We start from the raw sequence: 23,221 nt of genomic DNA, 5'->3' as shown, positions 1-23,221 counted from the left end.
AGGAGCGAAGTGATCGGAAATCGCGTTGGACTAGCTGTATGGATTCAGTCGCTTAAGCACGTGAAACAGCTTCGGCGGTTTGGAAATATTCATTACGTCTCAAGAAAAATGAAATATGTCGTGCTCTATTGCGATGGGGAAAAAGTAGAACAGACGATGGAAAAACTCGAATCCTACCATTTTGTAAAACGTGTTTCCATGTCCATGCGCCCCTGGCTCAATACAGAGTTTCAAAATTCTAAGCCTGATAAAGCCAAAGAGTACGATTATAAAATGGGTTTATAAACCTTCGCCTCTGTGGCGAAGGTTTTTCTGTAACTGTAACTGATTTTTTTCTTAATCAAACCAGTGGCCATAACGTGGTTTGATCACTCCAAAAGTAATACAAAAGACTTGAGAGATGGGGAGATCTCTTTTGCTCATGTAGTTTTCATAATGAATTTAAAAAATCCCGCAGAAGAACCCTTCTGCGGGTGCCTTATTGTAAACGTTCGACCTACGAAGTCTTACGATTTACAAAGGCTATGGGAGAGGAGAAACCGGAGGAAGAACTTATGGGGAAACGTAAGTCTTCTCCGCGGTTGTCAGCAACATTGGTATCATGTTGCTATCCTTATTATGGTCAAGTACCCAATGTTTATACCCCAGATAGATAATAGGGTGGAAATTTTTGCTTCAATCCGATAATATGCTACGATTATGAGAAGAGCAATAAAGCCTTCTATCTAAGCCATTAAAATGATCTTAAAATCTACACGCCAAGTAGTAGCATTGGCTTAATTTTTCCCTACATAATACGAAATAATAGTAAAAGGAGAAGGACAATGAGAGTTATAAGTGGTGAACATAAAGGTGTGACATTAAAAGCAGTACCAGGTGATTCTACAAGACCGACAACAGATAAAGTAAAAGAATCCATTTTTAACATGATTGGTCCCTATTTTCACGGAGGTCGCGTGCTGGATTTATATGGTGGTGCGGGAGGCCTCGGTATAGAGACCCTTAGCAGAGGGGCAGATCATGCTGTTTTCGTAGACAAGAACTTTAAAGCGATTCAAACGATCCGCTCAAATATTCAAGCATGTGGCCTAAGTCAAAAGGCGGAAGTATATAAAAACGATGCCAAAAGAGCTCTTCAAGCGTTGGTTAAACGAGAAAAGCAATTCTCATATATTTTTCTTGATCCACCTTATGCAAAACAGCAACTCCCTTTGGAATTAGCGTTTATATCAGAAAACCATTTACTTGAAAGTAGCGGAACAATTGTAGTTGAACATGATGTAAGGGTTAGCTTGGATAACCAATATGGAACGCTTTTAAAAGTCCGAGAAGAAAAATACGGTGATACGATGATCGCCATTTACCAGCATGAAGAAAGGGTGATTTAAGTGAGTAAAATTGCAATTTGTCCAGGCAGCTTCGACCCTATTACAGTAGGTCATTTGGATATTGTCACTAGAGGAGCAAAAGTTTTTGATAAAGTGATCATCGCGGTTCTTAATAATCGAAGTAAACAGCCACTTTTTTCAGTTGAAGAAAGAGTTCATTTGATAAAGGAAACGACGTCACATTTATCAAATGTTGGAGTGGATAGCTTTGATGGATTGCTCATTGAATATGCTAGACAAAAAAAAGCAAGTGCGATCATTAAAGGTCTGCGTGCTGTTTCAGATTTTGAATACGAACTTCAGATGGCTTCTATAAACCGTAAGCTGGATGAAGAAATTGAGACGTTCTTTATGATGACAAACCATCATTATTCTTATTTAAGCTCAAGCATTGTAAAGGAGCTTGCGAAATACGATGCTGACGTGAGTGATCTTGTACCACAGAATGTACAAAGAGCTCTTCAAGAAAAGCACGGACGTATATAAATATTGCTCTGACACTAAGTTAAACAGGTTAGGAAAGAATCGTTCCTTTCCTTTAAACTTACTTACAGGACCAAAGGGGTCGGATATACCGTTCCACATAGTATATTCAAATCATTTTTTGATCTTGTTTTATAGCTACCAGAACAATAAAAAGGATTAAGGTACAAGCCGTTATCGTACCACCGAATTGAGTGAGCCACTCATACAGAGATGCGAAAAGAAGATAAACAGGTTCATAATATCCGGGAGCAAAGACTTCTGTCGCATTTTTTTTGATACTTTGCATGTATAGTGGTTCAAATAAAATGACAGCTAAAATCGCAGCCAAGACGCCATGAATGAGTCGAGCAAAGAAAAAAGGCTTAAACCTTATATCTGTCTCGGCTAATATACTGGCTACTTGTGCCTGTACACTAAACCCGTTAAAGCCTAGTATAAAACTTGTGATAATCATTTGATGATATAGACTTGTGCCGGCTGAGACGCTAGCCATTTGGCTTCCAATTGTAATTTCGAATAATCCTGAGATCAAAGCTGGGCTTAATTCATTTGGAATATTCATAAGAGTCAGCAGAACAGTAACGCCGATTGCAAAAACATCAGATAAATGTATAACCGTTAGTAAGCGATTTAATACTGAAAAAAGAATAATAAATCCGCCAATCATTAGCAAGGTGGTCACAGCAGAGTGGACGGCATCCCCCATCATTTTCCCTAATGGGCGGGTGTCTTTTAACCGCTCGTGATGCATCATGCTAAATGCTTCTTTAATGGAAAAGGGTCTAGTTGATACCAGTTCTTCATTTTTCCCGTAAAACCTCATGGCAAGACCAACGAGGAGGTTCCCTCCGTAATGACAAACCGCCAAAAAAAAGCCTAAAGCAGGGTTGTGAAAAAAACCTACAGCAATGGCGCCAAATATAAAAATAGGATTAGATGCATTTGTGAACGAAACTAAGCGCTCAGCCTGAATCCGTGATATCTTCTTATCTTTCCTCAATCTGGCTGTAAGTCTGGCGCCGGCAGGGAACCCAGAAGCCATCCCCATTGCCCATACAAACCCTCCGACTCCAGGCACACGGAAAAGAGGACGCATGATCGGTTCGAAAAGAGCGCCGATAAAAGTGACTACGCCAAAAGCAATCAAGAATTCACTCATTATAAAAAACGGGAGAAGTGAAGGAAAGACAACTTCCCACCACATGTTCAGACCACGAATAGAGGCTTCATAGGCATCTTTTGGGAACAATATAAAGGTAATGGCTAAAAAAGTCGCCGTACCTCCAAATAAGATTGTTTTTACAGATGAGGCAGTCAAGCTGTTTGGCCTCCTCTCAGGCAGAATCATCATAAACTTGTCCTCTGTTCAATATACGTTTACTAAGGATGTTTAGACCTGAAATGAAGGTGGACCTAGCGAGTAATAGTCGTTTTTTAGGGAATAGTCTTGCAGGTAAGAAGATTCATTCCAGACACTACATCACTTACTGCCTTTGTTACTACTTCTGTAAAGATCGCAGGGAGCCATGTACTCAACCGCTTTTCGGTTAGAGAAATACCTGCAAGTATGACCAAAACAGTCTTGAAATTTGATGGACGGAATAGGGGGATAAACATGAACCCGAAAATAGGATTGGCCCTCGGATCGGGCGGGTCAAGAGGATTTGCCCATATTGGAGTATTAAAAGTGTTAAAAAGAGAAGGAATCTCTATCGATTACATTGCGGGAAGTAGCATGGGAGCGCTCGTTGGATCATTGTTTAGTGCAGGACACAGTCCAGAAATGATTGAAAAGATGGCCCTTCAGTTCAGAAGGAAATATTTTTTGGATTTTACCGTACCTAAGATGGGGTTTATTAAAGGTGAAAAAGCAAAGAGCATTATCCGAATGCTTGTAAAACAAAAAAAGATTGAAGAACTGTCTCCTAAAATGGCTATTGTAGCCACTGACTTAAAAAAAGGAGAGAAGGTTGTCTTTAAAGATGGAGACGTCACTCAAGCGGTTCGTGCCAGTATCGCTATACCCGGAATCCTCGTTCCTGAGAGGATAGATGGGCGTTTATTCGTGGATGGCGGTGTGATTGATCGTGTTCCTGTAAGCGTGGTGAAAGAGATGGGAGCCGACATGATCATTGCCGTCGATGTCTCATATTTTAATACGGAGCCCGATATCACTTCCATTTACGATGTGATCATCCAAAGTATGGACATCATGGAAAAAGAAATGGTACGATATCGGGAAATAGACTCCGATTTAATGATCAGACCGATTTTTAAACATATCAATGCCACTCAATTTACAGAAGTTGAAGAGATTATTCTTCAAGGTGAAAAAGAGATGGAAAAGCACTTGGATTTGTTAAAAGAAAGAGTAGCTGCATGGAAGGAGAAGCATCATGAGAGAGAAGAAGGAGAAAACGATTAAAGGATCTGTTTTTCGTTGGACTGTATTTATCTTAGTGCTTTTATTTGTGAACTTTTACCATCTTCCTTATTACTTTAGCATTCCCGGAGAGGCGAAAGTGCTCAGTGAAGTTATTGAAGTAGAAGATGGGTATGAATATGAAGGAACATTGAGCTTAACTACGGTAAGGATGGGTCGAGCCAATACCATTAATTATGTATGGTCTCTTTTATCTAACGAAAGAGAGCTTATTGCAGAAGACCTCATTAGGCCGGAAGGTGAATCGGATGAAGATTATCACCATCGACAACTCATGATGATGTCCAGCTCTCAAGATGTAGCCGTACTTATCGCTTATAACGCTGCAGGTAAAGAAGCTTATTTTGATAATTACGGCGTTCTAGTAACGAGTTTTGTAGAAGGTATGGATGCGGAAGAAAAGCTTGAAATAGGTGACCGGATCATTGAAGTGAATGGAAAGGAAACCTTAAAAGCGGAAGACCTTCTAGAAGAGCTCGGAGATTCTGGTGTTGGTGATGAAGTGGATCTTGTAGTTGAAAGGGAAGATGAAACGCTTCACGTAACCGTAAGCATCGAGCCATTCCCCGAAGAGCTTGACCCAACTGGAGAGCGTGGAGGGATTGGAATTGCTCACCCCGTGACGGATAGAGAGCTTGTGAGAAACCCTGATGTCTTTATTGACACTGCTCAAATCGGAGGGCCTTCTGCAGGATTAATGTTTGCCCTAGAGATTTATAATCAACTAATTGAAGAAGACATTACAAAAGGGCATGAAATTGCCGGAACGGGTTCATTAAATGAAGAAGGTCAAGTAGGAAGAATAGGTGGAGTCAAACAAAAAGTAATTGCCGCTGATAAAGCAGGGGCTAAAATCTTTTTTGCTCCGAATGAGGAAGGGATAGAAGGCTCGAATTATTCTATCGCTTTAGAAACGGCCCAGTCTATCGGTACGGACATGGAAGTCGTAGGTGTGGATACTTTTGAAGAAGCACTTGAATATTTGGAACAAAAGCTCGGATAAATAAAGAAGCCACTGGGAAAGTTTGAACTTTACTATTTTCAATGCCTTTGAAGCCATGAGCGTAAAGGTTGCTTGTCCTAATACGAGTGGGTTTCTCGTATCAGGGGCGCAACCGACTGGAGACAATGCCATTTAAATAAAGCCACAGATAAAATGAAGGAGCCTCTCTATACAGAGGCTCCTTCATTATGTTTCTTCAGGATGACCGGTTTCTCCTTATACTCTTTTGTAACAGATCCTGTACCCCTTTGGACAAGGGGCATATGATGAATGGTTGCGGCTAGTATGTCTTTTTGAAGAGATGGGATCTTTGTGCCTTTACTTGCATTAGAGATAAGTGGGATGTCGAGTTTCTTTTTGATGCGACTTAAGTAGGTTTGTCCTAAGCTGCTCATTCCAAGAATGCGAATGTAGTCGGGAGATAAAGGATGAACCCACTCATTTGCTTCGTCTTTCGTCGTGTTTAATAGCATATGAACCATGGCGCGTTGGAGGCGCGTTCGAGTATACCTTTTTGTTTTCATAAAGGAGAGGAAGGTTTCAAAGTCTGTTTCTTTCATAACCGCTTTTTTAAAACGGTGCTCAAGCCCTTCTGATACTTCATATTTCTCCTTTAGTTCGTTGGTGGATTGAGTGATTATTTGGTGTTGCAGGTTTGGGAAGTAGTTCGACCATTGATGAATCATTCCATAAGTTTTTAGGTAGCTCTGTAATACGTCATATGTTGTATCCGGTACAAAAGGCCGGACGTCTTCAAGTGTCCCGTTGGGTGACGATAGGATGTTTCGTATGGAAGTTGCGCTCGCAATTGCCTGATCCGTTGGGACGGGATCGTGGTAACCGGCTTTTTCACGAGTAATCGTATAAGGGATGATTTGGCTGTCCAATTCATCCAAAGCTTCGCAGTATTGGATCCCTAATATGTTATTGGGGGCGGTGAGGTCTACTCCTGTGAACGAAGCTGGTTTCAATTTTTCATACGCTGCACTAGATGCGCGTGGATAACTAAACCCTTTTTCCAAGAAGGGCTTTATCGCTTTGTCATGGGATGCTTTGTATTCTTTCATAAACGCAATGGTTTCTTGAAACGCGTCAATATTTCCGTTTTCACTACCGAATGCAATGGTATCTACACCGAGTTTGTCCAAAATTCCGACTGCCCCTCTTGCAAAAAGAGTGGCGTGTTGAACAGCGTATAAATACGGTAATTCAACCACAAGGTCACACCCACCCAGGAGGGCCATCTTCGTACGAGCCCATTTGTCCACAAGAGCAGGCTCACCTCGTTGAAGGAAGGATCCGCTCATGACCGCAACTACGACATCGGCTTTAGTCACTTTTTTCGACTCTGTTAAGTGGTAAAGATGTCCGTTGTGAAAGGGATTATATTCGACAATAAGTCCAACTGATCTCATGATCATGCTCTCCTTTTTGTTAGCTTTTTAAAATGAATGCTTCCTATAGTTCGTTACTCATCTCTCTAATTACAAGCATAAGCAAAATAGGTGCAAGTTTAAACTGTTTTTTTCGTGGAAAAGTAGAATTAGGTGGTATTCCATGTAAACGGGAGTTGTTTGTAGTCGTGAGGATTATACAGGTATGGCAATAGAGGTGATGTTATGCAAACCAGGTTTAAACAAAACGCTCTTTTAAAATGATCCTATTCAAAGAGATTTGGTCAATAATAGTAATAGTGCCGTACCCTTTTGTTATGCGTAGCTGAACGCTAGTAGCGACACTCCTGCGGCAAAGACGAGCTCTCTGCGAGTTGCTTCTATACAGAAGGCTACAAAGACTTACAGAGGAAGAAGCAGGGTGTCTCTACTTGCTCGCTGGCAACGCCGCAGAAAGAGAGCGGGTGGCGTGAAGCAAAGCCTTATAAATGGGTACGAGTGGATAATCGAAAAATTGAATAAAAAAAGGATGGATAAGATTTCTTTTTCAAAAAATGTTTGCTATGATTAGGTTTCGTGAATGATAAAAAAGAGTTGTGTTGTAAAGAAGTTACCTTGACAAACGGTTTTGACAAGGATATAATAACATTTGTTGTCTTGAGGTGAAAAAGAATGAAATGGTCGGTTCAACAGTTGTTATCCTATAAGAAAAAAGGATTACACATCGACGAATCGGTTGATGTTTCAGATGTGAAATTAACAGATCGTGAAATCAGGGAAATCACCCCTGTTCACGTAAAAGGCGAAGCCGTCTTTTCCCAAGATTCTGTAACGTTTCGGTTACAGATCAAAGGGTCTATGACACTTCCGTGTGCTAGAACGTTAAATGATGTAGAATATCCTTTCTCCATCGAAGCCAACGAGATTTTCAAGTTGGATGAATGGGCCACCTTCGAAGAGGAAGATGACGTTCATGAAGTAAAAGATAACACGGTAGATTTATTGCCTTACGTTAGAGAACGTATTTTATTGGAAAAACCGATGCAAGTCTTTAGTGATGCCAAGGAAGGTCCTGCTCCTGTTGAAGGGAAGGATTGGGAAATGGTCACTCCTGAAGAACAGGAAAAAAAGGTCGATCCAAGGCTTAAAGAGTTGGAAAAGTTTTTCGACAAGTAACAAAAGTAAAATTGAACGAATATTCAAGGAGGTGTCATTCATGGCAGTACCTTTTCGCAGAACAAGTAAAACGCGTAAAAACAAGCGTCGTACGCACATCAAATTGAGCGTACCTGGCATGGTAAATTGTCCGGAGTGTGGTGAAGCAAAGCTTTCTCACCGAGTGTGTAAAGCTTGCGGATCTTACAAAGGAAAAGACGTTGTAAACAAATAATGGTCGTTATTGACGCAGGGAGGATGCCATTTCCTCCCTGTCTTTTTTTTGTTTTCAGAAACATTTTTAATGATGGTTGATGTTGATTTATCGATCGACTTGAGTGAATTGTTCATCGTCATTGGGATTTAACGATCGACTTGAGCGGTGATCTTTTCTTTACAAAGGTAATGTCATGCGTAGTAAGATAATAATAGAAAAAACAGGGTGGGGGAAGGATAGCAAGGATGTAGTGAAGCGTGCTTTCTCATGTTTCAGTTATGGTCCGCCCTCTAGGCTAACTCTATTGGAACCATCCCGATATAGATAAACGAAAACTTGAAGGGAGTTGACTGTGATGGGAAACATCATTTTTACATATGAAGATAGAGGATTCGCAAAGATTACGCTAAATAGACCAGAAGTTAAAAATGCCGTGGATCTCGATGTGGTGAATCAACTGAACGATATTCTTGACCAATTGGAAAAGAAGGAGGATATAAAGTATGTCGTGTTTACTGGTGCCGGTGACGCTTTTTGCTCAGGTGGCGACCTCAACAAGTTCCATACGTTAAGAACGAAAAAAGAGGCTCTAGGTATGCTGGTTCCGGTAAGTCGTATTTTAAAACGAATTCGATCCCTTCCTATGCTTACGATTGCATTTATTAATGGTCATGCGGTGGGAGGAGGCTGTGAACTCGCTGCAGCCTGTGATTTCCGAGTGACAGTACCTCAAGCCAAAACAGGCTTTGTACAAGGGCGCTTGCAAATTACAACCGGTTGGGGAGGAGCGACTTTACTGAGAGAGAAAGTTCCGTACATGAGTGCCTTAACGATGCTAACGACAGCACGCCTTTTTAGTGCAAAGGAAAGTTTGGCACTTGGTTGGATACAACACATTGTTAAAAACGAAGATGAGTTTTTGGAATGGTGCAAACAATGGGACGCGATCTCCCCTGGTGTGTTACGAGCTTATAAACAAGCTCTTTCTCCAAAAGAAAAAAATGATTCCATCGTTATTCAAATTGAAAATGAAGTGGATGCTTGTGCTGAGTTATGGGCTAAAGACGAACACCATGAAGCTGTAGAGCGCTTTCTATCAAATAAGTAAGATCTAAGGAATGTCCTATCATTCCTCTAGTACGATCTTCAAGTCTTTTGTATACTCGTCCTTAAACCGTTCATACTTAAAATAAGAGAAACCAGTCTATCTTTTCTATTAAGTGCATATAGTTAAGGTGAACGAATGAGAAGTGTGAAGGAGGGGTGTACGATTGGTTCGTCAGGATGCTTGGAATAGTGATGAAGACTTGACATTGGCAGAAGTAGTCTTAAGACACATTCGGGAAGGCAGCACCCAGCTTGCAGCTTTTGAGGAAGTTGGCCAAAAGCTTTCACGAACGCCTGCAGCCTGTGGGTTTCGGTGGAATTCTGCTATCCGAAAAAAATACGATACTGCCATTCAGTTGGCCAAAAAGCAACGTAAATCAATGAAAGTAAACAACCGTGAAGATTTGAAAAGTCCGATTGCAGAAACACCAAATGGCGGTGGATCGGGATCGAAAAACGTGGTAGAGGCGTTTGATGAAGTAATTACTTTTTTACACGAACAAAAGAAGTATTTACAGTCCTATGATGGAGTGGTGGATCCTGAAGAGATACAAGGAGCAATCGAAGCTCTTAAGCAAGAAAATCAAGCTTTAGTTGAAGAGTTGGCTAAAGTAAAAGATGATTATGAACTAATAAAAAATGATTACCAACTAATGATTAATGTCGTGGAGCGGGCAGCGAAAAGAAATAAGACAACAGCCTCTTCTCCAACGTAAACGAAAGAAAGCACAGACTGGATTAATGTCAGTCTGTGCTTTCTTTCGTAGCTTAGAAATTGTATTCTAGGATCACAAGGCTTCACCACTCATTGCTCTAGCTTCGGTATCAATGAGACCAGAAAAACAAATACTGATAGCCCACTCAAACCCAATAAGCTTTTGTTCATTAAGCGCTTTCAATTCAATCCATACATGAGCCCTTACTCAGGCTTTTGTTCTTTTACCCCTTTTGGAAACCAAACGTAAGGATTTTCGCCTCGATCACGCTGTGTATCATAGGTGAGGGGTTCAAAGCCCATCTTCTCCCAAAAGCTGTCTGAACGCTGGCGTGCATTTGTTTTGACTGGCAGACCAAGGGACTTCGCATAATCGACTAATTGTTTACCGAACCCTCGACCTTTATAGTGTTCCAATACTTCAAGCTTCCACAGTTCATAGTAGTCCTGTGCAGGTTCGAAATAGCGGTCATACTTAGCACCTACTTTATACAAGCTCATTCTTGCAACAAGCTTATCTCCGTAGTAAACCCCATAAAAAGGTGATTCACTATCGTTGTCAATCATGTTACCTTGAAGATCTTCTTTCATAGACAACTCCTGCAAGCCGTACTCGCGGAAGTTTTCAAATTCTTCTAATGTCTTAAAGTTTATACGTAAGCGCTTAACTTCATGGATATCAACCATAGCTGTCCCTCCAACATATCGATTAATTATATTTTACTATAACATCGGCTGAATTATCTATATATTTTCATAATTTAAATAAAATCTTTCAGCTAAGCCTCTTTTATAGAAGCTGGAGACTACTTGCTGGTTGCGCATGAGTATAAAAGACAAGTGGTTATATAAAAAAGGGATAGGAGAACGCTGTAAAAGGAAAAAACGTACATCAATGGTATTTATGTTAAAATAAGTAGCGTAAAAGTCCTGGTTTGGAGGTTGTGAGTGTGAAAATAGCAGTTATTGGAGGCGGTTCGGTAGGGATGCTCATTGCTTCCTATTGCGCGATTGGAAAATTAGATACGACTGTGTATACAAAAAGCAAAGATCAAGCTAATCGTATAAACGAAAAAGGGATCACTTTACATAAAAGCAATCAAAACATGGTAATAAAAGAGAAGCTTCAAGCTAAGTCAATAGAAGAGTGGGGACATCCAGCTTATAAAATCATTGTCATTGCAGTAAAACAGACGCAATTGGACGATGTCCTACAAGTTTTAAAGAAAAGTGGGTTGTCTGGGAGCTCCATCATATTTGCTATGAATGGCATGGGACACATGGAAAAAGCTAACCGTGATCTCTCGGCATGCAGTCTTTATCCAAGTGTCATAACTCATGGAGCCATGCGAAGCAATACGGGTGTAGAGGTCAAACATACAGGTGTAGGGATGTGGGTAATCGGACCATGGACAAGCTTTCAAAAAAAACCTGAACGTTTCATTGAAAAAATGGTGAAAGGAGGGTTTTTGACTACGTATGAAGAAAATATTCAAACATTGCAAATGGAAAAGCTTGTAGTCAACGGTGTCATTAACCCACTCACAGCTATGTACAATGTGAAAAATGGAGCACTACTAGAAATTGATGAATACTACCATAACGCACAGCTTGTGTTTGATGAAATTAAATCTGTCATTGATATTCCTGTGTATTGGGAGGTCGTTGAGCAAGTTCTATTAAATACGTATGAAAACCATTCGTCTATGCTACAAGACATAAAAAATGAACGTAAAACAGAAGCGGAGTCCATTACTGGCTACTTATTGACGCTAGGAGAGAAAAAGGAGTTGCCTATGCCACTGGTAGCTTTTCTCCATCAATCAATTAAAGGGATGGAAAGGAGGTGGAGAGAATGTTTGGAAACGTAGTAGCTGGTGTTATTGCCACTTTGATCACAGCTCCAATAATCAGTATGTATTTGGTTTATCTCGTAAGTGTGAAGCTTACGAGGAACAAAGTGTTTGCGTTAAAAGTGGCTGTTGATGTAAGTTTAATCTTTTTTATGTTATCGGTTCATTTCTTTATTCTTGAGATTTGGGGTATTTCTTTAATAGGCTACGTCTTGGCATTGCTTTTACTAACAGCGATTGGTTTTACAATCGTTCATTGGAAGATGTACGAGGATGTTGAATTTGTTCGAATCATGAAGGGTGTATGGCGTTTTCAATTTGTTTTGTTTTTCGTTCTCCACTTTGTGCTTATGTTTGTTGGCTTTGTAACCCTAATGTACGCATAAAAAGCGAATACAATCTCGAGCCGCATTCTTTGGTGATCATTTATAACTTTGCTATAATAAAAGCCATATCTTTGAAATGTTCAATGAAGGCGAGAGGTTGTTACATATGCATATGCAATACGAAGATGTTTCGGGGTTGAACCCTTTTTTAGATAAATACATAACGTTACAAGAAACCCTCATGTCTTTTTATGATTATGGATATGGGGAAGAAAGCCTAAAGAAGCGCCTCGGTGAATTATCAGAACGCTCCTTTAATCGTCAAGCGTTGAGAGACGTGCTTTTTTCTTTTAATTATGAAATGGGCGCTTCCAATGCTACAAAGATGCAAATTAAAAAACTGAGCGACCCTAGGTCCGTTATGATTGTGGGAGGGCAACAGGCTGGTTTATTTACCGGACCTTTGTACACTGTTCATAAAATTATCTCGATATTAGCACATGCCAATCAATCAGAAAAAGATCTTGGGGTTCCTGTTGTTCCGGTGTTTTGGATAGCAGGGGAAGACCATGATATAGATGAAATAAATCATTTCTTTGTCCACCATAAACATGACTTAAAGCGTTTTGCGATGAGAGAAAGAAATGATGTGAAAATACCGGCATCTCATCGTTCCATTGATAAAAACCAGGCGAAATCCCTTCTTAAAGAGGCGATTCTTCACTTGGAAGAAACGGCGGAAACGAAGAGGATTTATCTTGACTGGTCGGAGCTGATTGACCAATCGGACAGTTACGTTACATTATTTGCTAAAGTTATTCATAAATTATTTGCAGGCACTGGCATCGTCTTATTGGATGCCCATCATGAAGCGATCAGACAAATGGAACAGCCTTTTTTTCATGAACTCATTGATAAAAACGAGATTGTAAGAGAGGCCTTTATAGAGAAAGCGTTACAATTTAAGGAGTCGGGTTTTGGTGAACCGGTTACGATTGATCGAGATTTGACTCACCTCTTTCTTCACGTACAAGGAGAAAGAACCCTCCTTTATTATGACCGTGAAAATCAACTATTCACCGACAAAGAACATTCTCGATCTTGGTCGAAAAAAGAAATGCTTCGCATCGCAAAAGAAACACCGTCTGATTTGAGTAATAATGTAGTTACTAGACCACTCATGCAAGAATGGTTATTGCCAGTTCTTGGTTTTGTTGGCGGAGCTGGTGAAATCAAGTACTGGGGAACGTTAAAAGAGGTGTTTCATCAATTTGGTTTTCGTATGCCACCTCTACTTCCTAGAATGCAGTTTACCTTAGTTGACCGTGGAGCTCACAAGGGGATTGGAAAAGGGGACATTACCTTGAGAGAAGCGATTGAGGGTAAGGTTGTGGGTAAGAAAGAGCGTTGGTACGACGAGCACAAACCTGATGATTATGAGCCTTCCTTTGATAAAGCCAGTGCTGAAATTGAAGCGTCTATCAGAAAGATAAACGATATCTTGTTAGAGCAAGGGATAGAAGGGGTCGATGTTGATCCGTATTTAGACGCGGGGCAACGGGTGATTACGAATTATAAAAAGAAAATCGATAAACACGTTCATCAATCCTTTACCCCTATATTGGATCGATATGATTATGTCCAAGTAGTGTTTCGCCCTCAAGAGGGACTTCAAGAGCGGACCATTAACGTACTTCCGTTTATAAATGAGTTTGGTACGGATATCATTTGTCGTATCACTGAAGTCGTTATGAAGGAAGGACCTCGTCCAGATAAACATACAATTGTCATTCTTTGACTATAGTTGAAGTCGGCTAAAAAGGTATAACCTTTTAGTCGGCTTTTTCATTTATGCCACCTTCTAACTCACCAACTTAGAGTAGCCTTTATTTATTCACACCACATTCCCCCCACCGGCACTCCACAACCTCCCACTTCACTTGTAAAGCCTTGATAACTCCTATGGTAAAGGGTTTTTGATTAACTCTCATTTAATGAATTATTACAGTTTAAAAACTTTTTTCAAAAGAAAGTGGAGGAAAGTGGGGCGATGTGGTAGATTAGTATTAAGAAGTGGGGGAGGGGGTGTGTCGAGATGTTTATGGGAGAGTTTCGTCATAACATTGACGAGAAGGGCAGGATGATTATCCCGGCCAAATTCCGTGAAGATCTCGGCTCCTCCTTCGTTGTCACAAGAGGGTTGGATCAATGTTTGTTTGTTTATCCTGAACAGGAATGGAGACACTTAGAGGAAAAGCTGAAAACCTTGCCGTTTACAAAGAAAGATGCGAGGGCCTTTACGCGATTCTTCTTCTCCGGTGCAACAGAATGTGAATTGGACAAGCAAGGTAGAGCCAATATTGCTTCTGTTTTAAGGTCTTATGCCAAGCTGGAAAAAGAATGTGTAATCATCGGTGTCTCAAACCGTGTTGAGATTTGGAGTAAAGAGATTTGGGAAGAGTATGTTGCTGAATCTGAAGACTCATTTGCAGAAATAGCCGAAGGCATTGTAGATTTCGATTTGTAATCGTAGTGCAAGGTTGACAAGCAGTTAAAGGACAGGTGTAAAGATGTTTGAACATGAAACGGTACTCAAGGAAGAAACAGTAGAAGGACTTCAAATACGCCCGGGAGGCATTTATGTCGATTGTACTCTCGGAGGTGGAGGGCACAGCGAACGAATTGCTCGTGAATTGGGTGAAACGGGCAGGTTGATTTGTTTTGATCAAGATGATCGCGCTCTAGCTTTTGCCAAAGAGCGTTTGGAACCCTACAAAGAACGCATTACCTTTGTTCGCTCGAACTTCCGCCATTTAAAAGAAGAACTTCATAATCTCGGTATTACTAAAGTAGATGGAATTGTTTTTGACCTTGGTGTATCGTCGCCACAGTTTGACGAAGCGGATCGTGGGTTTAGTTACCGTTACGATTCAAGACTGGATATGAGAATGGATCAAACACAAGAACTTACAGCTTACGAAGTGGTAAATGAGTGGTCGTTTCAAGAGATTATGAAAATAATCAGTCAATATGGGGAAGAGCGGTTCGCCAAAAACATTGCAAGAAAGATTGAAGCTAGACGTATAGACAAGCCGATAGAAACAACCGGTGAACTTGTAGATGTTATCAAAGATGCGATACCTGCTCCAGCGAGACGTAAAGGGGGACACCCGGCTAAACGAACGTTCCAAGCCATCCGAATTGCAGTAAACGATGAGTTGAACGTGTTTGAGGAAGCCTTGGTAGATGCTATTGAGCTTACTCGAGAGAAAGGTCGTATCGCTGTCATTACGTTTCATTCCTTAGAGGATCGGATTTGTAAGAAGGTTTTTAAAGAGAGAAGCAAAATGCCGGAGTTACCTAAAGGGATGCCGGTCATTCCAGAAGGTTTTGAGCCGGAATTAACACTTGTATCAAGAAAGCCGATTTTGGCAAACGAAACAGAATTAGAGAAAAATTCAAGAGCGAAGTCAGCGAAGCTGAGAATCGCCGAAAAAAATTAGAGAGAGAAATATGAGAAACTGGGAGGGGTAACCGATGAGTTTGGCAAAACAGCAAGTCCAACAACCGCTTCATCCGACGCCTGAAAGACAGCCTAAACAAAAGAAGCAACGTGTCTTTAGGGGCGGGATTACTAAGGGAGAAAAAATTATATATCCATTGGCGTTTATCGGGGTTGTGTTTGCAGCTTATGTAATGCTTTCAAACTATGCGACGATCTATATTGCCAACCATGAGATTCAACAAACAGAAAGAAGCATTGTGGAGCAGTCAACTGTAAATGAAGGATTATCTCTTCAGGTGAAAGATTTATCCGAACCAGACCGTATCCTTCACATTGCCCAGACTGAACTTGGAATGGAATTGAATGATCAAAATGTAAGAGTAATCCAAAATCAGGATTAATAAGCGGGTGTTATGAAATGGAAGTTACAAAAAGCAGGAAGATTACCGTGCGGGCCCTATGGGTTCTCGGAATCTTCCTTTTCTTTATAAGTGTATTATTTGGAAGATTTGTGTATATTCAAGCATCTAAGGAAGTGCAAGGGCAGGATTTACAAGCGTTAATAGAACAAAGGTGGTCTCAAACCCATTCTATTGAAGGGAAAAGGGGAACCATCCTTGATCGAGAAGGAGAATCGATAGCAGAAGAAGTGGCGTCATATACAATGATTGCTGTTCTAGATGATTCTTATGGAAATCACGTGACTGACCCAAATGAAGCAGCAGAGAGAATTGGTTCTGTTCTTGATTTGGATGTGGGTATGGTAAGGGAACGCTTATCACAAGACCTTGTACAAGTGGAAATCCCTGGTGCCAGGTATTTAAGTGTAGAGGATCGAGATGCAATTAATGATTTGGAAATCCCGGGAATCCTTTTCCGTAAAGACCCGAAGCGTTACTACCCTAACCAAACCTTCGCCTCTCATTTAGTCGGATATACCGAGAGAGATATGAGTGTGGCTAGAATGGGGCTGGAGCAAAGCCTTGACGAACTTCTAAGGTCCGAAGATGGATCCATTACGTATCAACGAGATGGCGCAGGGCGATCACTTGTAAATACGGAAAATATTGTGGATCCAGCTAAAAACGGAAATGATGTTTACTTAACCATCGACAAAAAAATTCAAATGGTATTGGAACAAGCGTTAACGCAAGTGGATGAAGAATATGAACCTGAACGGATGATAGGTATTGTTGCCGACCCGAAAACAGGAGAAATTCTTGCTATGAGTAATCGTCCAAGCTTTAACCCAAACCAATATGAATCAATTACAAATTATACAAACTTTGCAGTAAGTTCACGTTTTGAACCAGGCTCAACGATTAAAACACTGACCTTGGCAGCGGCAATTGAAGAGGGGGTCTATGATGGTAACGAGACGTTTCAATCGGGTACTTACCAGATTGGGCCTGATCGCATTCCCGACCATAATGGCGGTAGAGGTTGGGGAGAGATCACGTATGATGAAGGGTACCAACGCTCTTCAAATGTAGCCTTCTCTAAGTTGGCATTAGAAAAGCTTACGCCTGATACTTTTTTTGACTATGTAGATGCGTTTGGTCTAAGGGAGCCTACAGGCATTGATCTTCCCAATGAAGCCTCTAGTGCGATTGCTGATTTCAGACCAATCGATGCGGCTACAACTGCTTTTGGCCAAGGATCTGCTATAACGCCGATACAACAAGTGCAGGCGGCTACAGCAATCGCAAATGGCGGACAGATGATGAAGCCGTATGTAATTGACCGGGTTTACGATGTTGATAATGGTGAACTGGTGTCAAAAGGGGAGCCGGAAGTGGTCGGACAACCTATATCTGAACAAACAGCCAGTAAGGTTTTGGAATTGATGGAGACCGTTGTGTCATCATCGGCAGGTACAGGTCAGCCATATGCGATCGAAGGGTTTGATATAGCAGGTAAAACCGGTACAGCTCAAATAAATAACCCTGATGGACCAGGGAGGTTAACCGGCCACGGTAACCATATTTATTCCTTTATAGGTATGGCTCCTGCAGATGATCCGGAAGTCATTGTATATGTTGCAGTGGACCGACCGAATATTGATCTTCATGAAACAGGAGCTGTACCTGTTTCTAAGGTGTTCAAGCCAGTAATGCAGCAAAGTCTACAATATTTGAATATAACACCGCAAAGTGTAGAAGAAGAGCATGTAGAAGAAGTGGGCATCACAATGGAAGACTTGACAGGGGATTCCGTTGATAAAGTGGAAGAAGAATTAAAAGATTACGGTCTAGAACCTGTTATTATTGGTAACGGAACCACTGTCACTTCCCATTCTCCTAATGATGACATGGCTGTCCTCCCATATGAAAGGGTCTTTATCAAAACAGATGGAGATACAATTGAGACCCCGAATATGACCGGGTGGTCAGGAAGGCAAGTACATGCGTGGGCAAGGCTTGCTGAAGTAAATGTTTCTATTGATGGCAGTGGATTTGTGCGAACGCAGAGTATTGAACCTGGTGCGTTACTTCAAGGAGGCGAATCGATTGCGATCGTCCTTGGAAGTGGTGACGAACCTGAAGTAGACGAAACGGATTCTGATGAAGAAAGTGAATTCGATCAAGAGGAGACTCTTGGAACGGAACAAGAAACCGAAGCGGAAGATGAAGAGGAAGATGACTTCTTTATGGACTAACATAGGTGTAATTCGCCGAAAGGACAGGTTCTAACCTGTCCTTTCTTTACATAAAACTGAACCAAGCCGGTCTTTGAATAGAGTGGGAGGTTCATATATGAATGTGAGGCGGGTATCAAATGTGACCGTGCGGAAGCGGTTAATCATCTCGTTGTTTATCGGTCTTGTCGTGTTTGGGGTTATTTCTGGACGATTGGCGTATGTTCAGCTGGTGCAAGGGCATGAACTGAGTGAAAAAGCAGCAGATTTGTGGAGTAGGAACATCCCTTTTGAAGCAAAGCGAGGAGAAATAAGGGATCGAAATGGAACACCACTAGCAACCAATGTAAGTGCACCGAGTGTTTTGGTTGTCCCAAGACAAGTGGGTGATCCGAATGAAACAGCTGAAAAGCTTGCCGGCGTATTAAACCTTGATCTTCAGAGAGCTTATGAACTGGTGACAAAAAAGGAGTCCATTGTTCGAATCAATCCTGAGGGAAGAAAAATCTCGAATGAATTGGCAAACGAAGTGAGACTTCTTCAGCTTGATGGCGTCTATATTGCTGAAGACAATCGGAGGCACTATCCTTTCGGAAAGTATTTGTCTCACGTTTTAGGCTTTGCAGGTATTGATAACCAAGGGCTCACAGGTCTCGAACTTTATTATGATGAATATCTGCGGGGAGAAGAAGGCCATGTCTCCTTTTACTCAGATGCAAAGGGAAGGCGAATGCCGAACTTGGCTGACGAATATACCCCGCCGTTAGATGGTATGAATTTGACTCTAACAATCGATTCTAACATCCAAACGATTATTGAACGTGAACTGGACATTGCTGAAGCGACGTACAATCCTGATGGAGCGATCGCTATTGCGATGAACCCTAATACTGGAGAAGTATTGGGAATGAGCTCAAGGCCCGATTATGACCCGGGTAGGTTTAATGAAGTACCTCCAGAAATTTACAACCAAAATAAGCCTGTATGGAGTCAATATGAGCCGGGGTCTACCTTTAAGATTATTACTCTGGCTGCAGCTTTAGAGGAAGGCAAAGTCGATCTTCATAATGACCATTTCCATGATCCGGGCTCTATTGAAGTAGCTGGACACCGCCTTCGTTGTTGGAAAAAGGGTGGACACGGATCCCAAACATTTCTTGAAGTTGTTCAAAACTCATGTAACCCGGGTTTTGTCGTTTTAGGAGAACGGTTAGGGAAACAAAAGTTGTTCGATTATATCCATGACTTCGGTTTTGGGGAAAAGACCGGTATCGATCTTCAAGGAGAAGGAAAAGGGATCTTGTTTAATATTGATAATGTAGGACCTCTTGAGCAAGCCACTACAGCTTTCGGTCAAGGTGTAAGTGTTACGCCTATACAGCAAGTGGCGGCTGTGGCAGCAGCAGTTAACGGGGGATATTTATATACGCCATTCTTAGCGAAGGAATGGACTGACCCTGATACTGGAGAAGTCGTATCTAGAACGTCTCCGGTAATGAAAAAAGACGTAATAAGTGAAGATACCTCCGCGAAAATTCGCGATGCACTCGAGCATGTTGTGGCAAAAGGAACGGGGCGAGGAGCTTTTGTGGATGGATACCGTGTTGGAGGAAAAACCGGTACAGCCCAAAAGGCAGAAGGTGGTCGTTACCTTGAAAACAATCATATCGTCTCCTTCATCGGATTTGCACCTGCAGATGACCCGCAAATTGTCGTCTACGTGGCCGTTGATAACCCGAAAGAAACACTTCAATTCGGTGGAATTGTAGCTGCGCCGATTGTAGGGAACATTATAGGAGACGCCCTTCCAGCGATGGGTGTAAAAAAGAGGGAAAAACAGATTGAAAAGGAACGAATGTGGAACGATGAACCGATCTTGGAAGTGCCTGATTTGATCGGTCGTACCATTAAAGATATTAATCAAGCATATTATGAGCTTAAACTCGATGTATCCGGGGAAGGAGAAGAAGTAGTTCTTCAATCACCTGATCCGGGAACCCGAGTAAAAGCAGGCTCAGTCGTCAGAATATATATGGATGACAAAACAGAAGAGAATCAGTAAAATGGTAACGGTGCATTTTCAAATCAGGAGGAGAGGGCTCTCTCCTCCTGCACCATCTGTTTTGAAGAATTGAAATGAGGGATATACATATGTCAATGAAATTAAAATCACTTATCGAATGCCTGCCTTATTACGATTACATAGGTAAAGAAGATCCAATGATTGAATCTGTTCATATGGATTCCAGGGAAGTAGCGCAAAACGGACTATTTATTTGTGTTCGAGGCTTTACAGTGGATGGGCATCGATTTTTTAAAGATGCTGTAAACAAAGGGGCAGTTGCGATCATTGCGGAAGAGAGGCTGGACACTGAGGTTCCTCAGATCTTGGTGAAAGACTCTAAAAGGGCGATGGCTTTAATTGCGAACCGTTTTTTCAATTACCCCACTCTTAATATGCACCTTATCGGAGTCACGGGAACGAACGGTAAAACGACAACGGCTCACCTTATTGAAAAAATCTTGACTGATGCAAAGAAAGAAACGGGTATGATTGGGACGATGTACACTCGTTTTGGTGGTAAAGAACTTCCAGTGCAAAATACTACACCGGAATCCCTACCGTTGCAACAAACATTCAATCAAATGAAAGAGGCCGGCTGTAACAGTGTAGTCATGGAAGTGTCTTCACATGCCCTTGAAATGGGACGTGTACACGGGTGTCATTATGATGTTGCTGTGTTCACGAATCTATCTCAAGACCACTTGGACTATCATGAAACGATGGAAAAGTATCTACGAGCTAAAGGGCTTCTATTTGCCCAGCTGGGTAATGGGTACTATCCTGATCAAACCACGTTAGCTGTTTTAAACGGGGATGATGAAGCCTCTGAAGAACTATTAAAAATGACAGCTGCCCCTGTTATTCAATACGCCATTGAAAAGGATGCAGAGATTACAGCTGAAAACCTATCGTTTGATGAAGGTGGATCAAGGTTTGTTGTGAAAACCCCGGAAGAAAGCTTGCCTATTCGTCTAAATATGGTAGGGAAATTCAGTGTTTATAATGCTCTAGCCGCTATTGCTGCTGTACGACCTTCGGGGATTCCTTTATCACAAGTGATTAAAAGCTTGGAGGAGGTACGTGGAGTTTCAGGTAGAATTGAGAAGGTAACGAGTGATGAAGACCCTTTTACTGTTTTGGTTGATTATGCTCATACTCCAGATAGTCTTGAAAATGTCCTTGAAACCATTAATGAATTTGCAACAGGGAAAGTTTACACTGTCATAGGTTGTGGTGGAGACCGAGATCGTACGAAGCGACCGCAAATGGCGAAGGTTGCCGATCAACAAAGCGACTTTGTGTTTTTAACTTCTGATAACCCTCGCTCGGAGGACCCTGTACAAATCCTTGAAGATATGAAAGCCGGGATGGAATCGGATCATTACGATGTGATTGTGGATCGAAAAGAAGCGATTGAAAAGGCTGTTCAACGGGCAACTGCCAAAGATGTGGTATTGATTGCAGGTAAAGGGCATGAAACATATCAAATTATCGGTGAACATACGTATGATTTTGATGATCGTCAAGTAGCAAAACAAGCATTGGAGGCGTTAACCAATGGAAATGCTTAATCTTAATCCTGCTATTGTAAGAAAAATCTCAAATTCTGCTCAAGGTCAGACCCCAAAGAGCTTTAACGGTGTGAGCATCGATACGCGTACACTGCTTGAAGGGGCCTTGTACGTTCCCATTGTTGGGGACCGTTTTGATGGGCACCAATTTATTAATCAAGCTATTGAGAACGGTGCAAAAGGAACCCTGTGGAAGGAAGGTCTTTCCTTACCCAATGATCTTCCGCCTGACTTTCCTGTCTACTTTGTATCGGATACCCTTGAAGCGTTACAAGACCTTGCTAAAGCTTACTTAAATGAAGTAGACCCTACTATCATTGGGGTGACGGGATCCAATGGCAAAACTACAACGAAGGACATGATCGCCCAAGTATTGGGGGAAAGATTCAACGTTCATAAAACGGGAGGGAACTTCAATAACCATATTGGGCTTCCTTTGACGGTTTTGAAGATGCCTTTGGATTCAGATATTCTTGTTTGTGAAATGGGGATGAATCATAAGGGTGAGATCTCTTTTCTCAGTCAAATGGTCAATCCACACTATGGAGTGATCACTAATATTGGTGAATCGCATATCGAACACCTTGGTTCTCGAGAAGGTATTGCACAAGCGAAAGGTGAAATCGTAGATGGGATGAAAGCTAGTGGTGTACTCATTTTAGACGCAGATGAGCCTTTACTTGATCGGGAATGGAAGACAAGTGTCATCTCTTGTGGATTTAGTAGCGAAGCACTATTTATGGCAGAACGATTTGTTAATACGTCAGGTGGGGTAACGTTTTCGGTGAAGGGAATAAGTGGGGATTTCGAACTCCCCGTACTTGGAGCTCATAACGTGAAAAATGCCCTTTATGCTTTAGCGCTTGGAGCACACCTCGGACTAACGGATGAAGATGTGCGTCGTGGCCTTTTGAATTTAAAACTATCAGGAATGCGAATGGAAAGGCTCAAGTCAAGCAAAGGGGCCTTATTAATCAATGATGCTTATAATGCAAGTCCTACTTCCATGGTTGCGGCGATTGAAACGTTAAAGAAAATGGAAGGCTATACAAAAAAGGTCTTGGTATTAGGTGACATGCTGGAACTTGGTGATGAAGAGGAACAGCTACATCGTTCTGTGGCCACCCATATTCCCGGTTCGTGTACTCATGTGGTAACCATAGGCAAAAAGGCATCTTGGATTGCGGATGCTCTTAAAGAAGAAGGAAACCTCGACGCTCAGCTTAATCACTTTACGGATAAAGAAGAGGCAAACAACTATCTTGCTTCCTTGCACGACCAAGGTACCGTTTACCTTTTCAAAGCGTCACGCGGGTTGAAATTCGAACAATATATTGAACCATTACAATAAAACA

Annotated in this window: 22 protein-coding genes; 19 read left to right on the top strand and 3 right to left on the bottom strand. The window is 41.5% G+C overall.

Annotated elements, in window-relative coordinates:
- Positions 1-9 precede the first annotated feature (9 nt).
- From G476_RS0110175 to coaD, 3 genes are all read left to right on the top strand, one after another.
- A complete protein-coding gene (locus tag G476_RS0110175) occupies positions 10-285 on the top strand; it encodes a YlbG family protein (protein WP_026690020.1) in 276 nt (91 codons plus the stop codon).
- Between the two features lie 539 nt (positions 286-824).
- On the top strand, positions 825-1,388 hold the full coding sequence (gene rsmD / locus G476_RS0110170) for a 16S rRNA (guanine(966)-N(2))-methyltransferase RsmD (RefSeq protein WP_026690019.1): 564 nt from the start codon (positions 825-827) through the stop codon (positions 1,386-1,388).
- Positions 1,389-1,874, top strand: coding sequence for a pantetheine-phosphate adenylyltransferase (coaD, locus tag G476_RS0110165; RefSeq protein ID WP_026690018.1), 486 nt, complete (start codon positions 1,389-1,391; stop codon positions 1,872-1,874).
- A gap of 106 nt (positions 1,875-1,980) precedes the next feature.
- Here coaD and ylbJ read toward each other — a convergent pair whose 3' ends face one another.
- Positions 1,981-3,192, bottom strand: coding sequence for a sporulation integral membrane protein YlbJ (gene ylbJ / locus G476_RS0110160; protein WP_026690017.1), 1,212 nt, complete (start codon positions 3,190-3,192; stop codon positions 1,981-1,983).
- Positions 3,193-3,489: 297 nt separating this feature from the next.
- On the opposite strand from ylbJ, the gene G476_RS0110155 reads away from it, so the two are divergent.
- Both G476_RS0110155 and G476_RS0110150 read left to right on the top strand, forming a co-directional pair.
- Entirely contained in the window at positions 3,490-4,299 is an 810-nt protein-coding gene (locus G476_RS0110155) for a patatin-like phospholipase family protein (RefSeq protein ID WP_026690016.1), read from the top strand.
- The gene (locus G476_RS0110150) at positions 4,271-5,320 is read left to right on the top strand and encodes a SepM family pheromone-processing serine protease (RefSeq protein ID WP_035186371.1); all 1,050 of its coding nucleotides are present in this window, start codon (positions 4,271-4,273) and stop codon (positions 5,318-5,320) included. The genes G476_RS0110155 and G476_RS0110150 overlap by 29 nt, the downstream gene beginning before the upstream one ends.
- 167 nt (positions 5,321-5,487) lie before the next feature.
- On the opposite strand, the gene G476_RS0110145 is transcribed toward G476_RS0110150, so the two are convergent.
- A complete protein-coding gene (locus G476_RS0110145) occupies positions 5,488-6,735 on the bottom strand; it encodes a nucleotidyltransferase (RefSeq protein ID WP_026690014.1) in 1,248 nt (415 codons plus the stop codon).
- A 651-nt stretch (positions 6,736-7,386) separates the two neighbouring features.
- On the opposite strand from G476_RS0110145, the gene G476_RS0110135 reads away from it, so the two are divergent.
- The 4 genes from G476_RS0110135 to G476_RS24040 all read left to right on the top strand — a co-directional run bounded on the left by G476_RS0110135 (position 7,387) and on the right by G476_RS24040 (position 9,909).
- A complete protein-coding gene (locus tag G476_RS0110135; protein ID WP_026690013.1) occupies positions 7,387-7,890 on the top strand; it encodes a YceD family protein in 504 nt (167 codons plus the stop codon).
- Between the two features lie 40 nt (positions 7,891-7,930).
- Positions 7,931-8,104: a 50S ribosomal protein L32 gene (rpmF, locus tag G476_RS0110130; RefSeq protein ID WP_026690012.1), complete on the top strand. Its 174-nt coding sequence runs from the start codon at positions 7,931-7,933 to the stop codon at positions 8,102-8,104.
- 337 nt (positions 8,105-8,441) lie between these two features.
- Positions 8,442-9,194, top strand: coding sequence for an enoyl-CoA hydratase/isomerase family protein (locus tag G476_RS0110120; protein ID WP_026690011.1), 753 nt, complete (start codon positions 8,442-8,444; stop codon positions 9,192-9,194).
- A gap of 163 nt (positions 9,195-9,357) precedes the next feature.
- Positions 9,358-9,909: an RsfA family transcriptional regulator gene (locus tag G476_RS24040; RefSeq protein ID WP_026690010.1), complete on the top strand. Its 552-nt coding sequence runs from the start codon at positions 9,358-9,360 to the stop codon at positions 9,907-9,909.
- Between the two features lie 203 nt (positions 9,910-10,112).
- Here G476_RS24040 and G476_RS0110110 read toward each other — a convergent pair whose 3' ends face one another.
- Positions 10,113-10,595, bottom strand: a complete 483-nt coding sequence (locus tag G476_RS0110110) for an N-acetyltransferase (RefSeq protein WP_026690009.1) — start codon at positions 10,593-10,595, stop codon at positions 10,113-10,115.
- A 263-nt stretch (positions 10,596-10,858) separates the two neighbouring features.
- On the opposite strand from G476_RS0110110, the gene G476_RS0110105 reads away from it, so the two are divergent.
- The 10 genes from G476_RS0110105 to G476_RS0110060 all read left to right on the top strand — a co-directional run bounded on the left by G476_RS0110105 (position 10,859) and on the right by G476_RS0110060 (position 23,217).
- Positions 10,859-11,779, top strand: a complete 921-nt coding sequence (locus G476_RS0110105; protein ID WP_026690008.1) for a 2-dehydropantoate 2-reductase — start codon at positions 10,859-10,861, stop codon at positions 11,777-11,779.
- Entirely contained in the window at positions 11,764-12,147 is a 384-nt protein-coding gene (locus G476_RS0110100; RefSeq protein ID WP_035186368.1) for a DUF3397 domain-containing protein, read from the top strand. The genes G476_RS0110105 and G476_RS0110100 overlap by 16 nt, the downstream gene beginning before the upstream one ends.
- Before the next feature lie 106 nt (positions 12,148-12,253).
- A complete protein-coding gene (gene bshC / locus G476_RS0110095; protein WP_026690006.1) occupies positions 12,254-13,885 on the top strand; it encodes a bacillithiol biosynthesis cysteine-adding enzyme BshC in 1,632 nt (543 codons plus the stop codon).
- A gap of 297 nt (positions 13,886-14,182) precedes the next feature.
- Positions 14,183-14,614: a division/cell wall cluster transcriptional repressor MraZ gene (gene mraZ / locus G476_RS0110090; protein WP_026690005.1), complete on the top strand. Its 432-nt coding sequence runs from the start codon at positions 14,183-14,185 to the stop codon at positions 14,612-14,614.
- Between the two features lie 43 nt (positions 14,615-14,657).
- The gene (gene rsmH, locus G476_RS0110085; protein WP_026690004.1) at positions 14,658-15,590 is read left to right on the top strand and encodes a 16S rRNA (cytosine(1402)-N(4))-methyltransferase RsmH; all 933 of its coding nucleotides are present in this window, start codon (positions 14,658-14,660) and stop codon (positions 15,588-15,590) included.
- 34 nt (positions 15,591-15,624) lie between these two features.
- On the top strand, positions 15,625-15,993 hold the full coding sequence (ftsL, locus tag G476_RS0110080) for a cell division protein FtsL (protein ID WP_026690003.1): 369 nt from the start codon (positions 15,625-15,627) through the stop codon (positions 15,991-15,993).
- 17 nt (positions 15,994-16,010) lie between these two features.
- Positions 16,011-18,251: a penicillin-binding protein gene (locus tag G476_RS0110075; RefSeq protein ID WP_026690002.1), complete on the top strand. Its 2,241-nt coding sequence runs from the start codon at positions 16,011-16,013 to the stop codon at positions 18,249-18,251.
- A 97-nt stretch (positions 18,252-18,348) separates the two neighbouring features.
- Positions 18,349-20,292 (top strand): stage V sporulation protein D, encoded by a 1,944-nt coding sequence (locus G476_RS0110070; RefSeq protein ID WP_035186365.1) that lies wholly within the window; start codon positions 18,349-18,351, stop codon positions 20,290-20,292.
- 95 nt (positions 20,293-20,387) lie between these two features.
- Positions 20,388-21,866, top strand: coding sequence for a UDP-N-acetylmuramoyl-L-alanyl-D-glutamate--2,6-diaminopimelate ligase (locus G476_RS0110065; RefSeq protein ID WP_026690000.1), 1,479 nt, complete (start codon positions 20,388-20,390; stop codon positions 21,864-21,866).
- The gene (locus G476_RS0110060) at positions 21,853-23,217 is read left to right on the top strand and encodes a UDP-N-acetylmuramoyl-tripeptide--D-alanyl-D-alanine ligase (protein WP_245579651.1); all 1,365 of its coding nucleotides are present in this window, start codon (positions 21,853-21,855) and stop codon (positions 23,215-23,217) included. Before G476_RS0110065 ends, G476_RS0110060 begins: the two co-directional genes overlap by 14 nt.
- The last annotated feature ends 4 nt before the right edge of the window (positions 23,218-23,221 follow it).

This window comes from Alteribacter aurantiacus DSM 18675 (genome assembly GCF_000429705.1).
Classification (GTDB): domain Bacteria; phylum Bacillota; class Bacilli; order Bacillales; family Salisediminibacteriaceae; genus Alteribacter; species Alteribacter aurantiacus.
This window is presented reverse-complemented; position numbering and strand designations above follow the sequence as displayed.